At 61.9% G+C, this 18,108-nt stretch carries 18 protein-coding genes; 10 read left to right on the forward strand and 8 right to left on the reverse strand.

Going from position 1 to position 18,108, the window contains the following annotated elements; translation table 11 throughout:
- The 7 genes from HY896_00495 to tolQ all read right to left on the reverse strand — a co-directional run.
- A partial coding sequence (locus HY896_00495) for a PhoH family protein (GenBank protein MBI5574823.1) occupies positions 1-542 on the reverse strand: 542 nt, incomplete at its 3' end.
- A 28-nt stretch (positions 543-570) separates the two neighbouring features.
- Entirely contained in the window at positions 571-1,434 is an 864-nt protein-coding gene (gene ybgF / locus HY896_00500) for a tol-pal system protein YbgF (GenBank protein MBI5574824.1), read from the reverse strand.
- 7 nt (positions 1,435-1,441) lie between these two features.
- The gene (pal, locus tag HY896_00505) at positions 1,442-2,020 is read right to left on the reverse strand and encodes a peptidoglycan-associated lipoprotein Pal (protein MBI5574825.1); all 579 of its coding nucleotides are present in this window, start codon (positions 2,018-2,020) and stop codon (positions 1,442-1,444) included.
- A gap of 61 nt (positions 2,021-2,081) precedes the next feature.
- Positions 2,082-3,368 carry a Tol-Pal system beta propeller repeat protein TolB gene (tolB, locus tag HY896_00510; GenBank protein MBI5574826.1) on the reverse strand — a complete coding sequence of 429 codons (1,287 nt, stop codon included), beginning with the start codon at positions 3,366-3,368 and terminating at the stop codon, positions 2,082-2,084.
- A gap of 20 nt (positions 3,369-3,388) precedes the next feature.
- Complete coding sequence (locus HY896_00515) at positions 3,389-4,288, reverse strand: cell envelope integrity protein TolA (GenBank protein ID MBI5574827.1); 900 nt, start codon at positions 4,286-4,288, stop codon at positions 3,389-3,391.
- Between the two features lie 10 nt (positions 4,289-4,298).
- Complete coding sequence (tolR, locus tag HY896_00520; protein MBI5574828.1) at positions 4,299-4,715, reverse strand: protein TolR; 417 nt, start codon at positions 4,713-4,715, stop codon at positions 4,299-4,301.
- 2 nt (positions 4,716-4,717) lie between these two features.
- A complete protein-coding gene (gene tolQ / locus HY896_00525) occupies positions 4,718-5,407 on the reverse strand; it encodes a protein TolQ (GenBank protein MBI5574829.1) in 690 nt (229 codons plus the stop codon).
- Positions 5,408-5,628: 221 nt separating this feature from the next.
- On the opposite strand from tolQ, the gene HY896_00530 reads away from it, so the two are divergent.
- On the forward strand, positions 5,629-6,036 hold the full coding sequence (locus tag HY896_00530; GenBank protein MBI5574830.1) for a transcriptional repressor: 408 nt from the start codon (positions 5,629-5,631) through the stop codon (positions 6,034-6,036).
- Positions 6,037-6,221: 185 nt separating this feature from the next.
- Here HY896_00530 and HY896_00535 read toward each other — a convergent pair whose 3' ends face one another.
- Positions 6,222-7,547, reverse strand: a complete 1,326-nt coding sequence (locus HY896_00535) for a citrate (Si)-synthase (protein MBI5574831.1) — start codon at positions 7,545-7,547, stop codon at positions 6,222-6,224.
- Between the two features lie 438 nt (positions 7,548-7,985).
- Between HY896_00535 and metH the strand changes: the two genes are divergently transcribed.
- The 9 genes from metH to HY896_00580 all read left to right on the forward strand — a co-directional run.
- Positions 7,986-11,363, forward strand: a complete 3,378-nt coding sequence (metH, locus tag HY896_00540; GenBank protein MBI5574832.1) for a methionine synthase — start codon at positions 7,986-7,988, stop codon at positions 11,361-11,363.
- Between the two features lie 22 nt (positions 11,364-11,385).
- Entirely contained in the window at positions 11,386-11,547 is a 162-nt protein-coding gene (locus HY896_00545; protein ID MBI5574833.1) for a rubredoxin, read from the forward strand.
- A gap of 6 nt (positions 11,548-11,553) precedes the next feature.
- Positions 11,554-13,380, forward strand: coding sequence for a bifunctional homocysteine S-methyltransferase/methylenetetrahydrofolate reductase (locus HY896_00550; protein MBI5574834.1), 1,827 nt, complete (start codon positions 11,554-11,556; stop codon positions 13,378-13,380).
- A gap of 48 nt (positions 13,381-13,428) precedes the next feature.
- Positions 13,429-13,791, forward strand: a complete 363-nt coding sequence (gene gcvH / locus HY896_00555; protein MBI5574835.1) for a glycine cleavage system protein GcvH — start codon at positions 13,429-13,431, stop codon at positions 13,789-13,791.
- A gap of 22 nt (positions 13,792-13,813) precedes the next feature.
- A complete protein-coding gene (locus HY896_00560) occupies positions 13,814-14,263 on the forward strand; it encodes a ubiquinol-cytochrome c reductase iron-sulfur subunit (protein MBI5574836.1) in 450 nt (149 codons plus the stop codon).
- On the forward strand, positions 14,260-15,036 hold the full coding sequence (locus tag HY896_00565; GenBank protein ID MBI5574837.1) for a cytochrome b N-terminal domain-containing protein: 777 nt from the start codon (positions 14,260-14,262) through the stop codon (positions 15,034-15,036). Before HY896_00560 ends, HY896_00565 begins: the two co-directional genes overlap by 4 nt.
- 11 nt (positions 15,037-15,047) lie before the next feature.
- Positions 15,048-15,482, forward strand: coding sequence for a hypothetical protein (locus HY896_00570; protein ID MBI5574838.1), 435 nt, complete (start codon positions 15,048-15,050; stop codon positions 15,480-15,482).
- Entirely contained in the window at positions 15,479-16,789 is a 1,311-nt protein-coding gene (locus HY896_00575) for a cytochrome c3 family protein (protein MBI5574839.1), read from the forward strand. The genes HY896_00570 and HY896_00575 overlap by 4 nt, the downstream gene beginning before the upstream one ends.
- A gap of 77 nt (positions 16,790-16,866) precedes the next feature.
- Positions 16,867-18,108, forward strand: a 1,242-nt coding sequence (locus HY896_00580; GenBank protein ID MBI5574840.1) for a NapC/NirT family cytochrome c, incomplete at its 3' end; no start/stop codon positions are given.

An 18,108-nucleotide genomic window follows, 5' to 3' on the forward strand; every position in this document is an offset into this window, starting at 1 on the left:
CCCTCGGGCGGCGCGCTCTCCGCCCCGGCATAGAAAGCGTCGATCCAGGACTTCCCGACTTCAACCTCCCGGAACCCGCGGTAGAGCTCCTCGATCTCCACACGGCCGCTCTCGTAATCCTCCGCGCGCAGTCCCAGGGAATCGGCCTTTATCCGCAGGTTGGTGTCCTTGGAGATGACCACCACGGGGACGTCCTTCTCCCTCGCGCGGACGCTCAAGGCCACGGCCAGGATGTGGTTGTCCTTCTTTTCCCCGTAGAGCTCGGCAGGAAGGAGCGAGCTCCCTTCTCCGCCGAAGGCCACCCGGAGCGTTCCCCCGTTGTCGATCGGGACGCCCTCCGACAGGCTCCCCGTAACCCGCAACTTGTCGATGAACTTCGAGACAGTCCGGGCATTTCGCCCGAGCATGTTCAGGTCTTTTTTGAAATGATCCAGCTCTTCGATCACCGTGATCGGGACGATGACCCGGTTGTCCTGGAACTTGAAGAGCGCGTTGGGGTCGTGCAGGAGGACGTTCGTGTCCAGCACGAAGTTCTTGATCATCACCGCTCCGGCCGCATCCTTCTCGATATCATTTCAACTCGGCCAGTTTCTGGCGCGCCAGCGCAGCGGCGGGAGAACGGGGATGTTTCGACACGAGAAGCTCCAAAACGATGCGGGCGTTCTTCTTGTCCTTCAGCCCGAGGAATGAGAGCCCCTGCTTGTACATGGAGTCCGGTGCCTTGTCCCCGGCAGGGTGCTTGTCTATCACGTCCTGGAAGGAAAGGATGGCGCTCTCGAAATCCTTTTCCGCGTAGAAAGATTCACCCTTCCAGTAGAGGACGTTCGGCATCAGCTTGTGGTCCGGATACTTCGCAGCGAAGGTTGTGAGGAGTTCGCGCCCCTTGCGGGACTCTCCCCTCTTGACGAGTCCCAGGGCGTAATCGTACATCTCCTCCGGGCTTTTCCAGTCCTGCGGGGTGGTAACCGGCGTCGCCACCGGCAGGGGTGACGCGGCCGCAAGCTTTTCCGTTTTTTCCTCGACCGCTGCAAGGCGCTTCTCTAACTCTTCGAGCTTCGCGAGCTTCCCGCGCAGTGCCTGGATCGTCTGGCCCTGCTCGTTCAACCGGTCGTTCACCGCCGCGTTCTCTTTCTGCATCTGAACTTTCGTCTCGTCTGCGCGCGTCGTGGCTGCGACCATGTCGGATTTGACCTGGTCGTAGGAAGCAGTGAGGTCCGCGACGTTCTTCCGAACCGCCTGGAGCTCCCCGGCGTCGATGCGGCCGGAAGCGGGAGAGGAGGTTGCGGAGGATTTTACCGCCGCAACCTCCTTCTTCACCGTTTCGACTTCCTCCTGGAGACGGACGAACGCCCCCGATTCCGTGAGGGAGCAGCCGCCCGCCGAAATCCCGAGGACTCCCAGGCACAGCAGCAGCGCGATGTCGCGTCGCTTCATGAATCCTCTATTTCAGGACGAAGTGATCCCGGCGGTTCTTCGCCCACGCTTCCTCGGTGTGCCCCGGATCCACCGGCTTCTCCTTGCCGAAGCTGATCGTGGAAAGGGAGGCCGCGGGAACGCCAAGGGACTCGAGATATTTTTTCGCGCTGGCGGCGCGGCGGTCGCCGAGAGCCATGTTGTACTCGGACGTTCCGCGCTCATCGCAATGCCCCTCGACAAGGATCTTCGCGCCCTTGTTCTTCTTAATGTACTCCGCAACTTTCGCCAAAGTCGGCTTTGCGTCGTCCCGTATGAACGACTTGTCGAAATCAAAACGGATGTCCGCGAACGGTGACGGTTTTTCCTCAGTGACTGCCGCACCGGCCTCGGAAGCGGCAAGCTTCTTTTCATCTGCCGGAGCCGTGGCCGCGGGCTTCATTTCTTCCGTGGCGATCCCTTTGCCCGGCGCTTCCTTACCCGCCCCGGCCGCCGCAGGCTGCGTTTCCGAGGGTTTCACCGCCTGCTTTTTCGTGCACCCAAATGAAAAGACCAACGCTACCGCGAGAACCAGCACGCACCACGCCAGACCCCTCCCCTTGCTCATGCCTTTTCTCCTCTCGCGCGATATGTGATATTGCTGCATCCTGGCCTTCGTAAGCCGCGGGTTATCTTCGTGGAGACCATGCAGGAGAGCCCGCCCCTGAAAGCCCTGAAACAAGCGTTTTCCCCCACCGGCCGTCTGCGGAGATGATTTTGACCGTAGAATATCCTTTTTTCTGAAAGCTGTAAACCACGTACCGGCCGTCAGGAGAGTAGGAGGGATCGGCGCAGTCTCCGTCCCCGGAAACGAGGAGCTGCTGGTCGCTGCCGTCCGGACGGACGGTGTATATCGAGAACTTTCCCCCGGCCATGGATGTGAAGGCGATCCGGTCGCCCATGGGGGACCAGCACGGCGAAGTGGAATAGCTCCCGGCATGAGAGATGCGGTGGTCGTTCGATGAACCGATGTCCCGGACATATACCTGGGGCGAGCCGCTCCTGCTGGAAACGAACGCCATTTTTTTCCCGTCGGGGGATACCGATGGGGAGATCTCGATTCCGTATCCTTCCACGATCTTCTCGTGAGAGATATTGCCGAGGCGGACGCGGTAGATGTCGGTATCTCCCTTCACGCTGACCGACACGAAGAGGGAGTTTCCGTCGGGGGAAAAACAGCCGGGCGACTTCGTGTTGCCGAACTGTACAACAGCCTTTTCGGATCCCTGCTCCAGGTCCCGCAGGTAGATGACAGGGGTTCCCGTCTTTAAGGAAGTGTATGCAAGCGTGCCGCCGTCAGGCGACCAGCGTGGAAACAGGTTGTAGCTGCGGTTCTGCGTGATCTTGCGCAGGTCCGCCCCGTCGAGCCCTACGGCGTATATTTCCTTCCCCCGTCCTTTCTCCGGCGTCGCGCTGAAAGCGATTTCCGTGTCGAAAATCCCCCGCACGCCGGTGAAGGCGTAAAGGATCTCGTTCGCGAACCTGTGCGCCATCTTGCGGAACAGGTGGGGTGAGCCGGTGTAGCGCCTCCCCGCCATCAATTTCCCCAGAGTCGAATCGTAAAGACGCATCTCGACGGCCATCTGTTTTCCGCGCATCTCCACCTTCCCTATGACCACGGCTTCCGCGCCGATCAGCTTCCAGTCGGGCAGGGAAAGCGGCTTGCTCCCGAAATGGTCCGGCACGATCTTCTCCAGGTAGGCGTCGGAGGAGATCACCTGGAAGAGGGCGGTCATCGCCAGGTCCCCTCCTATCACCTTCGGGATTTCCTCAGAAAGGGACTTGTCGCCGCTCTCGACGACGAATGGCGGAAGCGCCACAGGCATCCGCTTTCCGCCGGGGGCGTTGATGTCGATGTAGAATATGGCGGCGGCCGTCGCAGGAGAAAGAAGGACAGCCAGCGCGAACAGGAGCAAGGAACATCTTCGAAATCGCGTCACTGCTCCCCGCCCCCGTAGAACCGGAATCCCACTTCGTAATGGTCCTCCCCTCCGCGGAGCTGTTCCGGCGGAACGGGAAGCGGGCTTGCCTTTCTGATGGCCCGTTCGACGGAATCGTCGAAGTAGGAGTTGCCCGATACCTTTTCCATGCGCACGTTGGACACCGCCCCATCCTTTTCGATCGTGATCCGAACTTGCACCATCAACGTCTTCGCGACTTTCTCCGCCAGCTCAGGGACGGTCCAGTTCGCACGGACCTTTTCATCCAGCGCCCGTGCGTAAGCCAGGATCTCGGGCGCCACCTGCGTCGTGCCCGACGCTCCGGGCAACCCGGCCGGCGGTCGTTGCCCGGTTCCCTTCCCTGCGGACCGTACGGCCGACAGGTCGACCCGGTGCCCCACCCGCTCGCCTATTCTCTTGACGGCGGCCCGGACATCCGTTTCCCGCCGTATCGTATCCACCGCATCGCGCACCTGGGTCTTCGATGCCTTCTCTTCCCTCATCCTGCGGATTATCTCGGAAAACGCCCGGGAGTCGGAAGGAGACACTTCCCGGGGCCTTGCCGCTTCCAGGCGTGCTGCGCGTTTCTCCCTCATCTCCCGTTTCAGCCGCTCACGCTTCTCCCGCTTCGTCTCGCGTGCCGCCTTGCCTTTATTCCCCGCGTTATTCTGCGAGCGCGAGACGGCCGGGGTCGAAGGAGGCTCCGACCTTTCGGACCCCGCAAGCTGGCCGCCGCCGATAAGATCGACGACCGTGACGGGTGCGACGAGAAGAGGGGGAGCGCTGAAGCTCAGCCACAGTACGCCGAGCAGAAACGTCAACGCGTGGAAGACCCCCGAGAGGGCCAGCATCCTCCGGAAGAGATGGACCCCAGGCTCCATGGCCAGAGGGCGCAAATGCGCTCCCCTACCGCTCCAGCGGCTCGGTGACCATCCCCAGCTTTTCGATCCCTGCGTTGCGTACCTCCGAGATGACCTTCACGACGAATCCGTAGGGGACGGCCCGATCCGCGCGGAAATAGACCTGACGGTCTGCGCGAGCCGCCACGATGGCCTTCAGCGCCGGGCTGAGGCGGTTGAATTCCACCGGCTGTTTGCCTATGTAGATCCTGCTGTACATGTCCACCGTTACCACCAGCCGTTCCTCCTCGGCGCGCAGCGCCTTGGCGTCGGCCTGGGGAAGATTGACGTCCACGCCCTGGGTCAGCATGGGGGCGGTCACCATGAAAATTATGAGGAGAACCAGCATCACGTCCACGAGGGGCGTGACGTTGATCTCCGACATCATCCGGCGGTCTCCGCCGTTTCCCGAAGAAATGGCCATCGCTACACCTTGTCGACGTTGCGCTCGAGGAAGTTTACGAACTCGATGGTGAAGCTGTCGATCCGGGTCGCCACCGCGCGTACCCTGTTCACGAAATAATTATACGCCATGACCGACGGTATCGCCGCGGCAAGGCCTGCAGCCGTTGCGATGAGCGCCTCGGCGATGCCGGGGGCGACCGTGGCGAGCGTCGCGCTCCCCGTGGTCGCGATTCCTGAAAATGCGTTCATGATGCCCCACACGGTCCCGAACAATCCGATGAACGGCGTCGCGCTGCCCGTGGTCGCGAGAAACGGCAAGTACGATTCCATCAGGGCGGTTTCTTCATTGGCGGCTTTCCTCATCGCCCGCTCTATGTTGTCCATCGGGAAGGACGCCCCGCCGCGCCCGCCGATCGGGGCTTCCGGGCCGCGGCCCCGCTGGATCCGCGTCAGTTCCTGGTATCCGGTGCGGAACACCTCGGTCAGCGGCGTCCGCTCCGACTTCTCCGCCAGTTCGTACAGTACAGATAGGCTCTTCCCCTCCGCGAACGACTTGACGAAATCCGCCTGGTTCTTGTCGATCCCCTTGAAAAGCCGGAATTTCAGGAAGATGATCGCCCAGGAAACGACGGAAAAAACGATGAGCATCAAAAGGACGAGCTTTACGATCGGACCGGCGAGCAGGACATGCTGGAACACTCTCGTGTCCATGATACCGGCGGCTGCTGGAAACATCATGAACGTGACCCCCGACAGTAGCATCGTTGAACATACCTCCGCGTGATAATAACATCCCTATATATCGGAAACTCCCCCGGGGTTCAACCCCGGGTTCCATACCCTATACAATTCCTTGACATTTAATGCACAGGAAAATAGGATACCTTACTGTAAGTGCTTCAGGGGGTTGGGCCTGTGGAAAAATCGCTCAAATGGGGTGGTGTCCTGTGAAAAAATCGCGGAATACCCGTCAGCGCGCTGTTATCCTCGACATTCTGCAGAAAACCGCACCGAGTCACCCCACGGCCGATATGATTTATCGGGAGGCGCGCAAGGCGCTCCCCAATATCAGCCTGGGGACCGTCTACCGGAACCTGAACTTCCTCCGGGAACAAGGTCAGGTCCGCGAGATCCGCTCGAACAACGAGTCTTCTTCTCGATTCGAGTGCGACTGTCCGCCTCACGCCCATTTTCACTGCACCCGCTGCCACACGGTGCGGGACGTCCCGCTTCCGGACTTCCTCCTTAGCGTCCGGTGGGACAGCGGAACCGAGATCTCTTCGGTCAATTCCATGGAGCTTCATATCCTGGGCGCCTGCAGCGAGTGCGGGACGCATTAAAAACAGGGACGGAGACAAAAACAGGACAAAAACAGGGACGTTCTTAAAAACTCGACAGTTGGAAAAAGAAAAATCGGTATCGAGTTTTTAAGAACGTCCCTGTTTTTGTTTCTCATTCCCGTTTAATAAAAAGGGGCGCCGCGAGGCGCCCCTTTCATTGCGGTTCGTTCATTCTTACTTTGCGATCAGGACAGCTTCCGGCCTCCTTCAGCCGCCCATTTCTCCAGCATGTCCGTGGTGACGGACTTGGGCCGCTCGATCGCGTACCCAAGCGCCCGGTCCCACGTGATGTTGGTGAGAACGCCGAGGGCCCGGCCTACGCCGAAGAGCACGGTGTAGAAGTCGTACTCGGTGAGGCCGTAGTACCACTGGATGACGCCCGACTGCGCGTCGACGTTCGGCCACGGGTTCTTCGCCTTCCCGTGCTCGCGGAGAACGTCCGGCGCGATCTTGTAGATCTGGTTCACGAGCTTGAACAGCGGGTAGTCCGGCAGGTTCTTCAGGCAGAACTCCATCTGGGACACGTACCGCGGGTCGGTCTTGCGGAGCACCGCGTGGCCGTACCCGGGAATGACTTGTCCGCTGTTGAGGGTATCCCACAGGAACTTCTTGAGTTCCTCGTCGGTCGGAAGCTTCCCGCCCAGCTTCTGGAACACGCCCTGGCACCACCCGAGCACTTCCTGGTTCGCCAGGCCGTGGAGCGGACCCGCCAGGCCGTTGATGCCGGCCGAGAGGGAGTAGTAGGCATCGGACAGCGCCGAGGCCACAAGATGCGTGGTGTGGGCGGAAACGTTGCCCGACTCGTGGTCGGAGTGGAGGATAAAGTACATCCGGGCGACATCGTCATACGGCTTGGGGAATCCCATCATGTGGGCGAAGTTGCCGCCCAGGTCGAGCTTCGGATCCGGCGCGATCGGGGTGTCGCTCTTGTACTTCATGCGGTAGATGTAGGCCGCTATTTCCGGGAGCTTCGCCATCAGGTTGGTGCAGTCCTCGTACATCGGGTCCCAGTACTCGGTCTTCTTCATCCCCTGGTTGTACCTCTTGACGAAGAGGGATTCCCGCTGCATCGCCAGGATGCCGGCGGAGAACATCGTCATCGGGTGCGTGTCGCGCGGCATCGCGCGGAGGATGTCGAACACGTACTGGGGAACCTTCGCCCGGGCCTTGAAGTCCTCCACGACCGCCAGCGTCTGCTCCAACGTCGGAACGTCGCCGGTCATGAGGAAGTACCAGAAGCCTTCCACGTACGGATATTCGGAGCCGGGGACCTTGGGAAGGGCGGCGAACGTCTCGGGGATCGTCTTCCCGCGGAACCGGATACCCTCGTGCGGATCGAGGTAGGAGACGTCGGTCACGAGCGTACGGACGTCGCGCGCTCCACCGATGCACTGCTCGATGGTGACCTGGTCGATGAGGATTTTTCCCTGTTCCTTGACGAGCTTGGTGATGCGGGGACGGTGGGCCTGGATCTTCTCGAACAACTTTTCCTTCAGGGAAGCTTTTTCCATAACCTTCGACATACTGTCGAACCCCCTTTCATGGGATGGCCTGATGTATGGACCTGACGCATACTCCGATGGTTTTCCGACACCCTCCTTTCCGTTTTCGGCGATATTCTTAAATTATAACAACCGAACCCGGGCAACTTGCTGCGAAATGGACAGAATGTGTTTGATTCGGACTCAGTAGATTGTATACCGTATACAATCCGTTTTATAGCAATAAACGTTTCGTCAAGTCAAGCCAAAAGCGGGAGCCCGCGGTTTACGCCACTGAGAGGAGCCCGGCCGGGTGCAACGGATAAGGCAAAACCGTATCCATCGCCGCAGCGGAAGCATGGCGAGAAACGCGGGGCGGTTTGACCCGGAGAGATTTCCCCTGTAAGATAGGCAACTTACATATGAGCCGGAAAGACCGCCTTCAATGGGCCGAACCGGGGGGTCAGGGTGGATCCGCACAAGGAAAAGATAATCGTTTTCGACGGGGCTTGCGGCACGAACCTGCAGCGCATGCGCCTGCCGGCGTCCGCCTGGGGGCGACACGAAGGGTGCAATGAATACCTGAACCTTTCCGCGCCCGAGGCTATATCCGAGCTGCACGGCTCCTTCCTCGAAGCGGGCGCCACCGCAGTGGAAACGAACACGTTCGGAGCCAACGATATCGTCTTGGCCGAGTACGGCCTTTCAGAGCGCGTCGAGGAGATAAACGCGGCGGCGGTGGAATGCGCGAGGGCTGCCGTCCGGAAACACGGCGCGGGCGCCTGGATCGCGGGGGCGGTCGGCCCGACGACGAAGCTGCCGTCCCTCGGCCACATCACATTCGACGAGATGGCGAAAGCCTACGCCCGGCAGATCAGGGCGCTGACCGAGGCAGGGGTGGACCTGATCCTGATAGAGACGTGCCAGGATCTTATGCAGATCAAGATCGCGCTGGTCGCCTGTTTCGATACGCTGGAGCGGCTGGGGAAAAATCTCCCCGTGATGGTATCCATGACGGTGGAAAGCACAGGCACGATGCTCGTCGGAACCGACGTGGCGGCAGCGGCGGCAGCGATCGAGCCTTTCCCCGTCTTCTCGCTGGGCTTGAACTGCGCAACAGGGCCGGAGGGGATGAAGTCGCACGTCCGCTACCTGGCCCGTCACTGGCCCGGCAGGATCTCGTGCCTTCCCAACGCGGGGATGCCCGAGGTTGTCGGCGGGAAGACCGTATACCCTCTCGCGCCGGAAGATTTCGCCGCCCGCATGAAGGAGTTCGTCGTCGAGGAAGGGGTGAGCATCGTCGGCGGCTGCTGCGGCACCACGCCGGATCACATCCGCCGCCTGGCGGAAAGTCTCTCGGGAGCCCATCCCGCGGAACGAAATCCGCAATGGCCCCCATCCCTTTCAAGCCTGTACCAGTCCGTCGAAATCCGGCAGGAGATCGCGCCGCTCCTGATCGGCGAACGGGCGAACGCCAACGGCTCGCGCCGTTTCCGCGAGCTGCTTCTCGCGGACGACTACCAGGGGTGCCTGAAAGCCGGTCTGGAACAGCAGGAGGACGGCGCACACGCCGTCGACCTCTGCGCCGCATACGCGGGCCGTGACGAGAAGGCGGACCTCGTCGCACTGACACGCCTCTTCGCGAAGTCGATCAAGATTCCGCTTGTGATCGACTCGACCTCTCCCGATTGCATCGAGGCTGTCCTTCGGACGCATCCAGGCCGCTGTCTCATCAATTCCGTCAATCTCGAGGACGGCGGGAAAAACATGGAGCGCATCTGCCTTCTCGCGAAAAAATACGGGGCGGCGGTCATCGCGTTGACCATCGGCGAGAAGGGGATGGCGATGACCGTCGAGGAGAAGGTCGCCGTCGCCCGCGAAATCCACGACCTGGCGGTCGGGCGTTATGGGCTCCGGCCGTCCGACCTCCTTTTCGACGTCCTGACGTTTACCGTCGGCTCGGGGGATCCGTCGCTGGCCGGGGCCGCGGAAGCGACGCTGGCTGCCGTCAGGCAGGTCAAGGCGGAACTGCCGGGGGTGTTCACGAGCCTGGGGGTGAGCAACGTTTCCTTCGGCCTTTCCCCCCGCTCCCGCCGGTTCCTCAACTCCGTGTTCCTCCACGAGGCGGTGGAGGCGGGGCTGGACGCCGCCATCGTCGACGCGGCGAAGATCCTTCCTTTCGCCCGTATACCGGAAGAGGACCGCCGGGTCTGCCTGGACCTCATCTACAACCGGCGAAGCGATCCGGAGACGTCTCCACTTTCTTCCTTCATCGCGCACTTTTCCGACAGGGAAGCGGAAGCGCCGAAACCGGGCGGGCGGGAGGCGGCCGCCCTGCCCCCGGAGGAGTTTCTCGCGGAAAAAGTGGTCACAGGCGACAAAACCGGGCTGGAGGACCTGCTGGAGATCCTCCTGACCCGGCGTCCCGCGCAGGCGATCATCGGCCAGCTCCTGGTGCCGGCCATGCGGCGGGTGGGCGACCTGTTCGGACGAGGGGAGATGCTCCTGCCGTTCGTCCTCCAGTCCGCCGAGGTCGTGCGGGAATGCGTGAAACGGCTGGAGCCGCGGCTGGCCGGCGGGGAGAAAGATGCCGGGAAAAGGATGCTGCTGGCGACCGTCGCGGGGGACGTCCACGATATCGGAAAGAACCTCGTGGACATCCTCCTCACCAACAACGGGTATAAGGTCTACAACCTCGGGATCAAGGTCCCCGCGGAGACGGTCATCGAAAAGGCCCGCGAATACGCTGTTGACGCCATCGGGCTCAGCGGCCTGCTCGTCAAGTCGGCGATCGTCATGCAGGAAAGCATGCCGCAGTACGCGGCTGCGGGTCTTTCCGTCCCGATCCTGCTGGGGGGAGCCGCATTGACGGAAAAATTCGTGGCGGAATGCTGCGTTCCAGGCTACACCGGTCCGGTCGTGTACTGCGCCGACGCCTTCGCGGGGCTGTCGGCGATGCGCGCGCTGGAAAAGGGCCCCCTCTCCTCCACGGTGTTCCGCGCGGGGACAGGCGCGCAGGCGGCGACGCCCGGCCCGAAGGGGGAGCGCATCTTCCGCGACAATCCGGCGCCGACTCCTCCCTTCCTGGGCGCCCGACGTGTCGCTGAAATCGACGTGGCAGCCCTGTTCCCGTACATGAACGAGCAGGCGCTTTTCCGCGGGCGGTGGGGGTACCGGCGGGGAAAACTTTCCGCGGAGGAGTACGACCGGCTCGTCACGGAGAAGGTAAGGCCGCTTTACGAAGCCTTGAAGCGCCGCTGCGTCGAGGAAGGGTTGCTATGCCCGAAGGCGGCCTACGGCTACTTCCGCTGCTTCTCGGAAGGGGATACGCTCGTCGTCGAGGACGCGGGGAAGAGGCACTTGTTCCCGTTCCCCCGGCAGGCCGCCCCTCCGCACCTTTGCATCGCAGATTACTTCAAGCCGAATAAGGAAGGAGGGGACGTCGTCGCATTTTTCGTCGTGACAGTCGGGGAGAGAATCGGCGAGGCCGCCCACGAACTCTTCTCCGCGGACCGCTACCATGATTACCTCATGCTGCACGCCTTCGGCGTGGAAGCGGCCGACGCCCTCGCGGAATACTGGCACGAGAGGATCAGGGCGGAGCTCGGCATCGGCGGGCGTAAGCCCTCGGGGCCGGCCGGCTACATCGTGCAGGAGTACCAGGGCTCACGCTATGGATTCGGCTACCCGTCCTGCCCGGACCTGTCTGCCCACAAGGGAGTGTTCGATCTGCTCGATCCGGGAGCGATCGGCGTCACGCTGACGGAAACGATGGAGATGGTGCCGGAGCATACGACGTCGGCGATCATCGCCCATCATCCCCAGGCCAAGTACTTCGCCGTTTAGGGGTTTCAAAAAGGAGGCAGCCATCAAACGGTATATCTGCGCGAACTGCGGCTACATCTACGAACCGGAGAAGGGGGATCCCTTGAGCGCAATTCCTCCGGGGACGGCGTTCGAGGACCTCCCGGAAGCCTGGGTGTGCCCCATCTGCTACGCCCCGAAATCCCAGTTCGACGAGCTGGACTAAAAAAAGATGCGGAACATCCTCGAACGCATGAAGGAGTCCCCGCTGCTCTTCGACGGCGCGATGGGCACGATGATCTACGATCGGGGGGTATTCCTCAACACCTGCTACGACGAGCTCTGCCTTTCCAATCCGAAGCTGATCGCGCAGATCCACAGGGAATACGTGGACGCGGGGGCCGACGTGATCGAGACGAACACGTTCGGCGCGAACCGCATAATGCTGCGCCCCTTCGGGCTCGCGGAAAAGGCGGAGGCGATCAACCGTGAGGCGGTACGGATCGCACGCGAAGCGGCCGGGGATTCCGTGTACGTGGCGGCGGCGGTGGGCCCCAGCATCCGCCCCGACCAGATCCTGCCTGCGGAGCACGTCGCCGAAGTGGAAGCTGCCTTCGCCGAGCAGCTCGGCGCACTGGCGATGGAAGGCGTGGACCTTGCGGTGCTGGAGACATTCACCAATCTCAAGGAGCTCCAGCTTGCCGCCCGGACCGCGAAACGGCTCGGGTTGCCGGTGCTGGCCTCGTTCGTGCTGAACGAGCGCGGCGAGACGGCGGTGGGCACGAGCGCCGAGACGATGACCCAGGTCCTTTCCTCGGACGAAAACGTCGATCTCATCGGGATCAATTGCGGCGTAGGGCCCGCGGGGGTATTCGACGCACTGCAGGCAGTCCTGCCCCGGACGAAAAAGCCGTTCGTCGTCATGCCGAACGCCGGTCTCCCCCGGGACATCGCGGGGAGGATGATCTACCTCACGAGCCCCGAATACTTCACCGAGTACGCCAAGAAGTACATCGAGATGGGGGTGCGCGGCGTCGGCGGCTGCTGCGGCACGACTCCGGCGCACATAAAGATGGCGGCCCGCGCCGTGAAATCCTTGAGCGGGGTGAAAAAGCACATCAAGGTAAAGCATTTCGCGCGCCAGGAATCGCTGGTGCACGTCGTCCCCACGGAAAAGAAATCGCGGCTCGCGGAGAAGATAGCTTCGGGTGCCAGGGTTTCCTCCGTGGAGATCCTCCCTCCGCGCTCCTGGGACATGAAGGATATGCTCGCGAAAGTCCGGCGGTGCGCCGAATCGGGCGTCGACGCGATCAACATCCCCGACGGACCGCGCGCGAGCGCCCGGATCTCCCCGATGATCGCCGCCCTTACCATCCACCGGGAGGTGGGCATCGAGCCGATCCTGCATTACTGCTGCAGGGACAGGAACCTGATCGGGATGCAGTCGGACCTGTTGGGCGGATACGCGGCGGGGCTCGCCAATTTCCTTATCATAACCGGAGATCCCCCGAAGCTGGGAGAGTACCCCGACGTCACGGGAGTTTTCGATGTGGACGCGATCGGGCTCACGCAAGTCGTGGCCAACCTGAACCGCGGGTTCGACATAGGCGGGAACCCGATCTCGCCGCCGACCGGCATCTACATCGGCGTGGGGGCGAACCCCTGCGCGGTCGACCTCGAGCGGGAGATCGACCGCTACTTCCGCAAGATCGAGGCGGGAGCCGAGTTCGCCATCACCCAGCCGGTCTTCGACGTCGAAGCGCTCTTCCGTTTCCTCGACCGGGTGGACGGGCACGCGCGCCGCATACCGATCCTCGCAGGCGTCTGGCCGCTCGTCAGCTTCAAGAACGCCGAGTTCATGAACAACGAGGTTCCCGGCGTCGTCGTCCCCGCCGATATCCTCACCCGGATGTCGCGCTGCCGCTCCAAGGAAGACGGCCAGCGCGCCGGGATCGAGATCGCGCGGAAAATCATCGAACGGATCTCCCCGCGCGTTAATGGCGTACAGGTGAGTGCGCCGCTCGGAAACGTTGAGATAGCCCTCGACGTTCTGGGTTGACAAGCCGCGCCCCCGTTCCTGTAAGATGTTTCCATGGAAGAATCGCAGATGAAATTTTCCGAAGATCATCTCTGGGTGCTCGAGATGGGGGAAACGGCCCGCATCGGGCTGTCGGAGTACGCGCAGGAGCAGCTCGGGGAGATCATCTCCGTCACGCACGCGGAGGTGGGAAAGTTCATCGAGCCGGGAGACACGATCGGGGAGCTGGAGTCCCAGAAGACGGTCGTGGAGCTCGTCTCTCCGGTCACCGGCACCCTGAAGGCCGTGAACGAAAACGTCGTGGAAGACCCCTCGCTCATCAACGTGGACCCTTACGGGAAGGGATGGCTCGTCGAGGTCGAAGTCCACGACCCCGAAGAGATCGAACGGTTGATGAACAACGAGGACTACGAAACGTTCGTCGAAGATTGACACATCACGCATGGGGAGGTAGATGACAGCCGAAGACCACCCGCAGTCTATTCCCGCGAACCGCAACCGGCGAAACTTCATAAACATAGCTCTCGGGACCTTGACGGCAATCTTCACCGCATCCCTTTTCTATCCCCTCTTCCGGTTCCTGTGGCCTTCGGCCGACCGGTCCGGAGGCGAGGGGCGCATAGGGATTCCGCTCGAGGAGTTGCTCGTGGGGCAGTCTCGCGTCGTCGTGGTACGCGGCGAGCCGGTTCTCGTCATACGCGAGGCCAACAAGGTGGCTGCGGTGTCCGCGGTCTGCACCCACATGAGCTGCGTGGTGAAATACCGGGGCGCCGGCGTCATCGCCTGCCCTTGCCACACCGCGACGTTCGACCTGAACGGGAACGTGATGGGAGGGCCGGCCCCGCGCCCGCTGCCCTCGTACCCGGTGCGGATCGAAGGACGGAATATCGTGGTCGGGACATGACGGAAGAAAAGAAACCGACGGGGGAACAGGCGACGGAAGAGCCGGGACGGCAGCGCCACGAGTTCGAGAAGCGCACCGTCTTCACGGAGATGTTCAACCTGTTCTCCCTGGTGGGAATCCTCTACGGCGCCCTCGACGAGCGTCTCTCCGTGCGGGAAGGGATGAAGAAGCAGTTCGAAAAGCCTGTGTGGTTCTACCGCACGCGGCTCGAGAACAATTTACTGGCCTGCCTCGGAGGGATCTCCTTCCTCCTGTTTCTGTTTCTCATGGGAACGGGCGGCCTCCTTCTCATGCATTACCGGCCGACGCCCGCAGAGGCGTATAAAAGCGTCGTGGACATAATGAACCAGGTCCCCTACGGATGGATGGTACGGGGGATCCACCGCTGGGCCGGCAACCTCCTGGTGGTCACGGTCCTGCTGCACATGATGCGGGTCTTCTTCACGGCCGCGTACCGCCCGCCCCGCGACGTGACGTGGGTAAACGGAGTGCTGCTCCTGGTCTTCACCCTCGCGTTCAGTTTCTCGGGCTACCTCCTGCCGTGGACGCAGGCATCCTACTGGGCGACCACCGTCGGCACGGACATCCTGTCCGCCATCCCGGTCGTCGGCGACTCCATCAAATACTTCGTCCGCGGCGGGAACATGGTCGGGCAGCTCGCCCTCACGAGGTTCTTCGCCTTCCACGTCGTGATCCTGCCCGGACTGATGATACTTTTCCTCGTCCTGCACTTCCTCATGATCCGGCGGCAGGGAATCGCCGAGCCTCTTTAGGAGAACGAAGCATGGCGCAATATGAAAATCTCGAGGCCTACAGGAAATACGGCAGCGAGCCTTTCTTTCCGCACCACGTGCTGCGCCAGCTGATCCAGCTCGTCATCCTTTTCGCGGTTCTGATCCTTCTCGCGTCGCTTGCGCCGGGGCCGATCCTTCCGAAAGCCGATCCGTTCGACACGCCGTCGAACGTCAAGCCCGAATGGTACTTCCTCGCCGCCTACCAGTTCCTGAAAGTCACGGAGAAGCTTTCATTCCTCGGGGAATGGGCGCCGGTCGTCCTGGGGGTGCTGTTCCAGGGGCTCGGCGCGCTTGCGGTCTGGTTTCTCCCCTTCTGGGACCGCAGCGAGGAACGCCATCCTTCCAGGCGGACCCGGGCCGTGCGGATCGGTATCGGCGTAACCTTCTTCCTGCTGATCCTGACCGTCTGGGGATACTATTCGTGAGGGAATGCCGGAAGAAATCACGGAATTCCCTGCCCGCCCTTGCCTTCGCGGCTGCGGTTTTTCTGTGCCTCGCGGCCCCCATGGCCGCGGCGGTCGAGGAAGCACCGGACAGCTGCGTCGCATGCCACGGCAAGCTCGGAGGAAGGCTTGGCCCCCCCGCAAGGGAGTTCGCCGCAAGCGTCCACAGGGAGGCCGGGCTGACATGCGTCACTTGCCACGGCGGCAATCCTTCCCTGCCCGGCGAGGAGTCGATGAGCCCGAAGCAGGGGTTCCGGGGAAAACCGTCCCGCAGGCAGATCCCGGAATTCTGCGCCCGCTGCCATGGGAACATCGCGATGATGCGGCAGTACAACCTGCGGACGGACCAGTTCGCGGAATACAAGACGAGCGTGCACGGCAAGCTTCTATACGGGAAGAACGATCCTGGTGTCGCAGTGTGCACTTCCTGCCACGGGAAGCACGACATCCGGCGGAAGAACGATCCGCGGTCGCTCGTTTTCCATTCAAACGTCCCGGCGACCTGCGGCAAGTGCCATGCAGACCCGACGGCGATGAAGCCGTACCGGATCCCCACTACTCAGCTGGCGGATTTCGAAAAGGGCGTCCACGGGCAGATCCTTTCCGGGAAAATCCCGGGGAAGAACCCCGGCCTTGCCCCCAACTGCGCCACGTGCCACGGCGTCCACGGAGCCACGCCGCCGGGGGTCGGCGAGGTATCCAATGTCTGCGGCAACTGCCACAGCGCCGTCGTGGGCTATTTCCGCGAGAGCGTCCATTTCACCGCGATCCGTGAGGGGGGCGGGCCGAAGTGCGTAACCTGCCACGGCAACCACACCAACCACAAGCCCACCCTGAAGGTCTTCACGGGAACCGGCCCGGGGGAATGCGGCTCATGCCATGAGCCGGAGAGCAAGGCGCTGGAGTTCGCGAAAAACGCCCGGAGTCTCCTGGGGGACATCGAGAACGGCCTCGAAGCGATGCAGAAGGACCTTGCCGACGCCGAACGGGCCGGGCGGAACACCGAACGGCTCAAGATGTCCCTGGACGGGGCTCGGTACAAGATGATCGAGGCCGGGCCGGCGATCCATTCCTTCTCGATCGATCGGATCTTTCCATTGGTCCACGAGGCCAACGCCCAGCTCCGCCAGGCCCGGAAGGAAATCGGCAGTTTCCAGGATGAGCTGCGTCAGCGCCGGAAGGTGGCGTTCTACTCGACTACGATGCTTCTCCTCATAGCCGCCCTTCTTACTGTCAAGCTTGTCCTCCTTCCGAAGGGGCGGCCCCCCGGTGAGGGAAAAAAGGATTGAAGTCCTGCGCGCGGGGCGAGTAGAATTTCTGGTTTGCATTTAGTCCAGGAGCGATTCCTGTTATAGAAAGGCAGGACATGAGCGAGGAACGGAAGGAAGGGAAAACGGGGGAACAGTCGGAAAGGCCGTTTTCCAGGAAAATAATGGAAGCGATGGGGATGCACGTCCCCGAAGGGAGGCAGGACCGGCTCCACATCCAGCCCAGGTTCTTCAAGTTCCTTGGATTCCTGGGTATTCTCGTGCTGATATTCTCCGTCGGGATGTTCGAGTTTTCGACAAGCCCTTACTTCTGCGCCAGTTGCCACATCATGAAGCCGTACTACCAGGCGTGGAAGACCTCCAAGCACAACCACGTCCCTTGCGTCGACTGCCACTACCCGCCTGATGTCAGGGACAAGATGGTCCTGAAATTCCAGGCCCTGTCCCAGGTCGTCAAATACGTCACCCGCACTTACAGTTCAAAACCGTACGCGGAGATCAGCGACGAATCGTGCCTCAGGAAGGGATGCCATGAAACCCGGCTGCTCCAGGGACAGGTGGAATTCACCCCGCCGCCGAAGCCCGGGAAACCGCCCATAAAGATCAAGTTCGACCACAGGCCACACCTGACGGACCTCAAGCGCGGAAAGAAGCTGCGCTGCACTAGCTGCCACAGCCAGATCGTGGTCGGGAACCACATGGAGGTCACCGCGAGCACGTGCTTCCTGTGCCATTTCAAGGGGGCGAAGCTCGGCCGGAGCGAGAATCCGATCGGCGGCTGCGGGAACTGCCACGGCGCGCCGTCTGGCGACATAAAGATCGGTGATACGAAGTTCAACCACCAGGAGTTCGTGGGGGTGAGGCACGTCGCGTGCCAGAATTGCCATCTCGAAGCCATCCAGGGCGAGGGAGAGGCCAAGAAGGAGCGGTGCTTCCAGTGCCATAACGAGCCCGCGCGCCTGTCCCACTTCTCCGACATCGACTTCATGCACAAGAACCACGTGACGGAGCACAAGATAGAGTGCACGCACTGCCACGAGCCTATCAAGCACGCGGTCAAGACGAGCCTCGAGCCGCTCCAGTACGACTGCTCCGTCTGTCACGAGAAGAAGCACAACATCCAGAAGCAGCTTTACATGGGGATCGGCGCCCGCGGGGTGCCGAACCGGCCGAGCGTGATGTACGTCACCAACGTGGACTGCGTCGGATGCCACCTCGTGCCGAAAATGTCTGCCGCAGCCTCGCCGTTCCTGGGCCAGACGTACAAGGCATCGGAGGCCGCCTGCATCGGCTGTCACGGTGAGGATTTCCGGGGCATCCTGGGCGAATGGCAGAAGACG

It is taken from the genome of Deltaproteobacteria bacterium, from assembly GCA_016218975.1.
In the GTDB taxonomy this organism is placed as follows: Bacteria; Desulfobacterota; Deferrimicrobia; order Deferrimicrobiales; family Deferrimicrobiaceae; genus JAENIX01.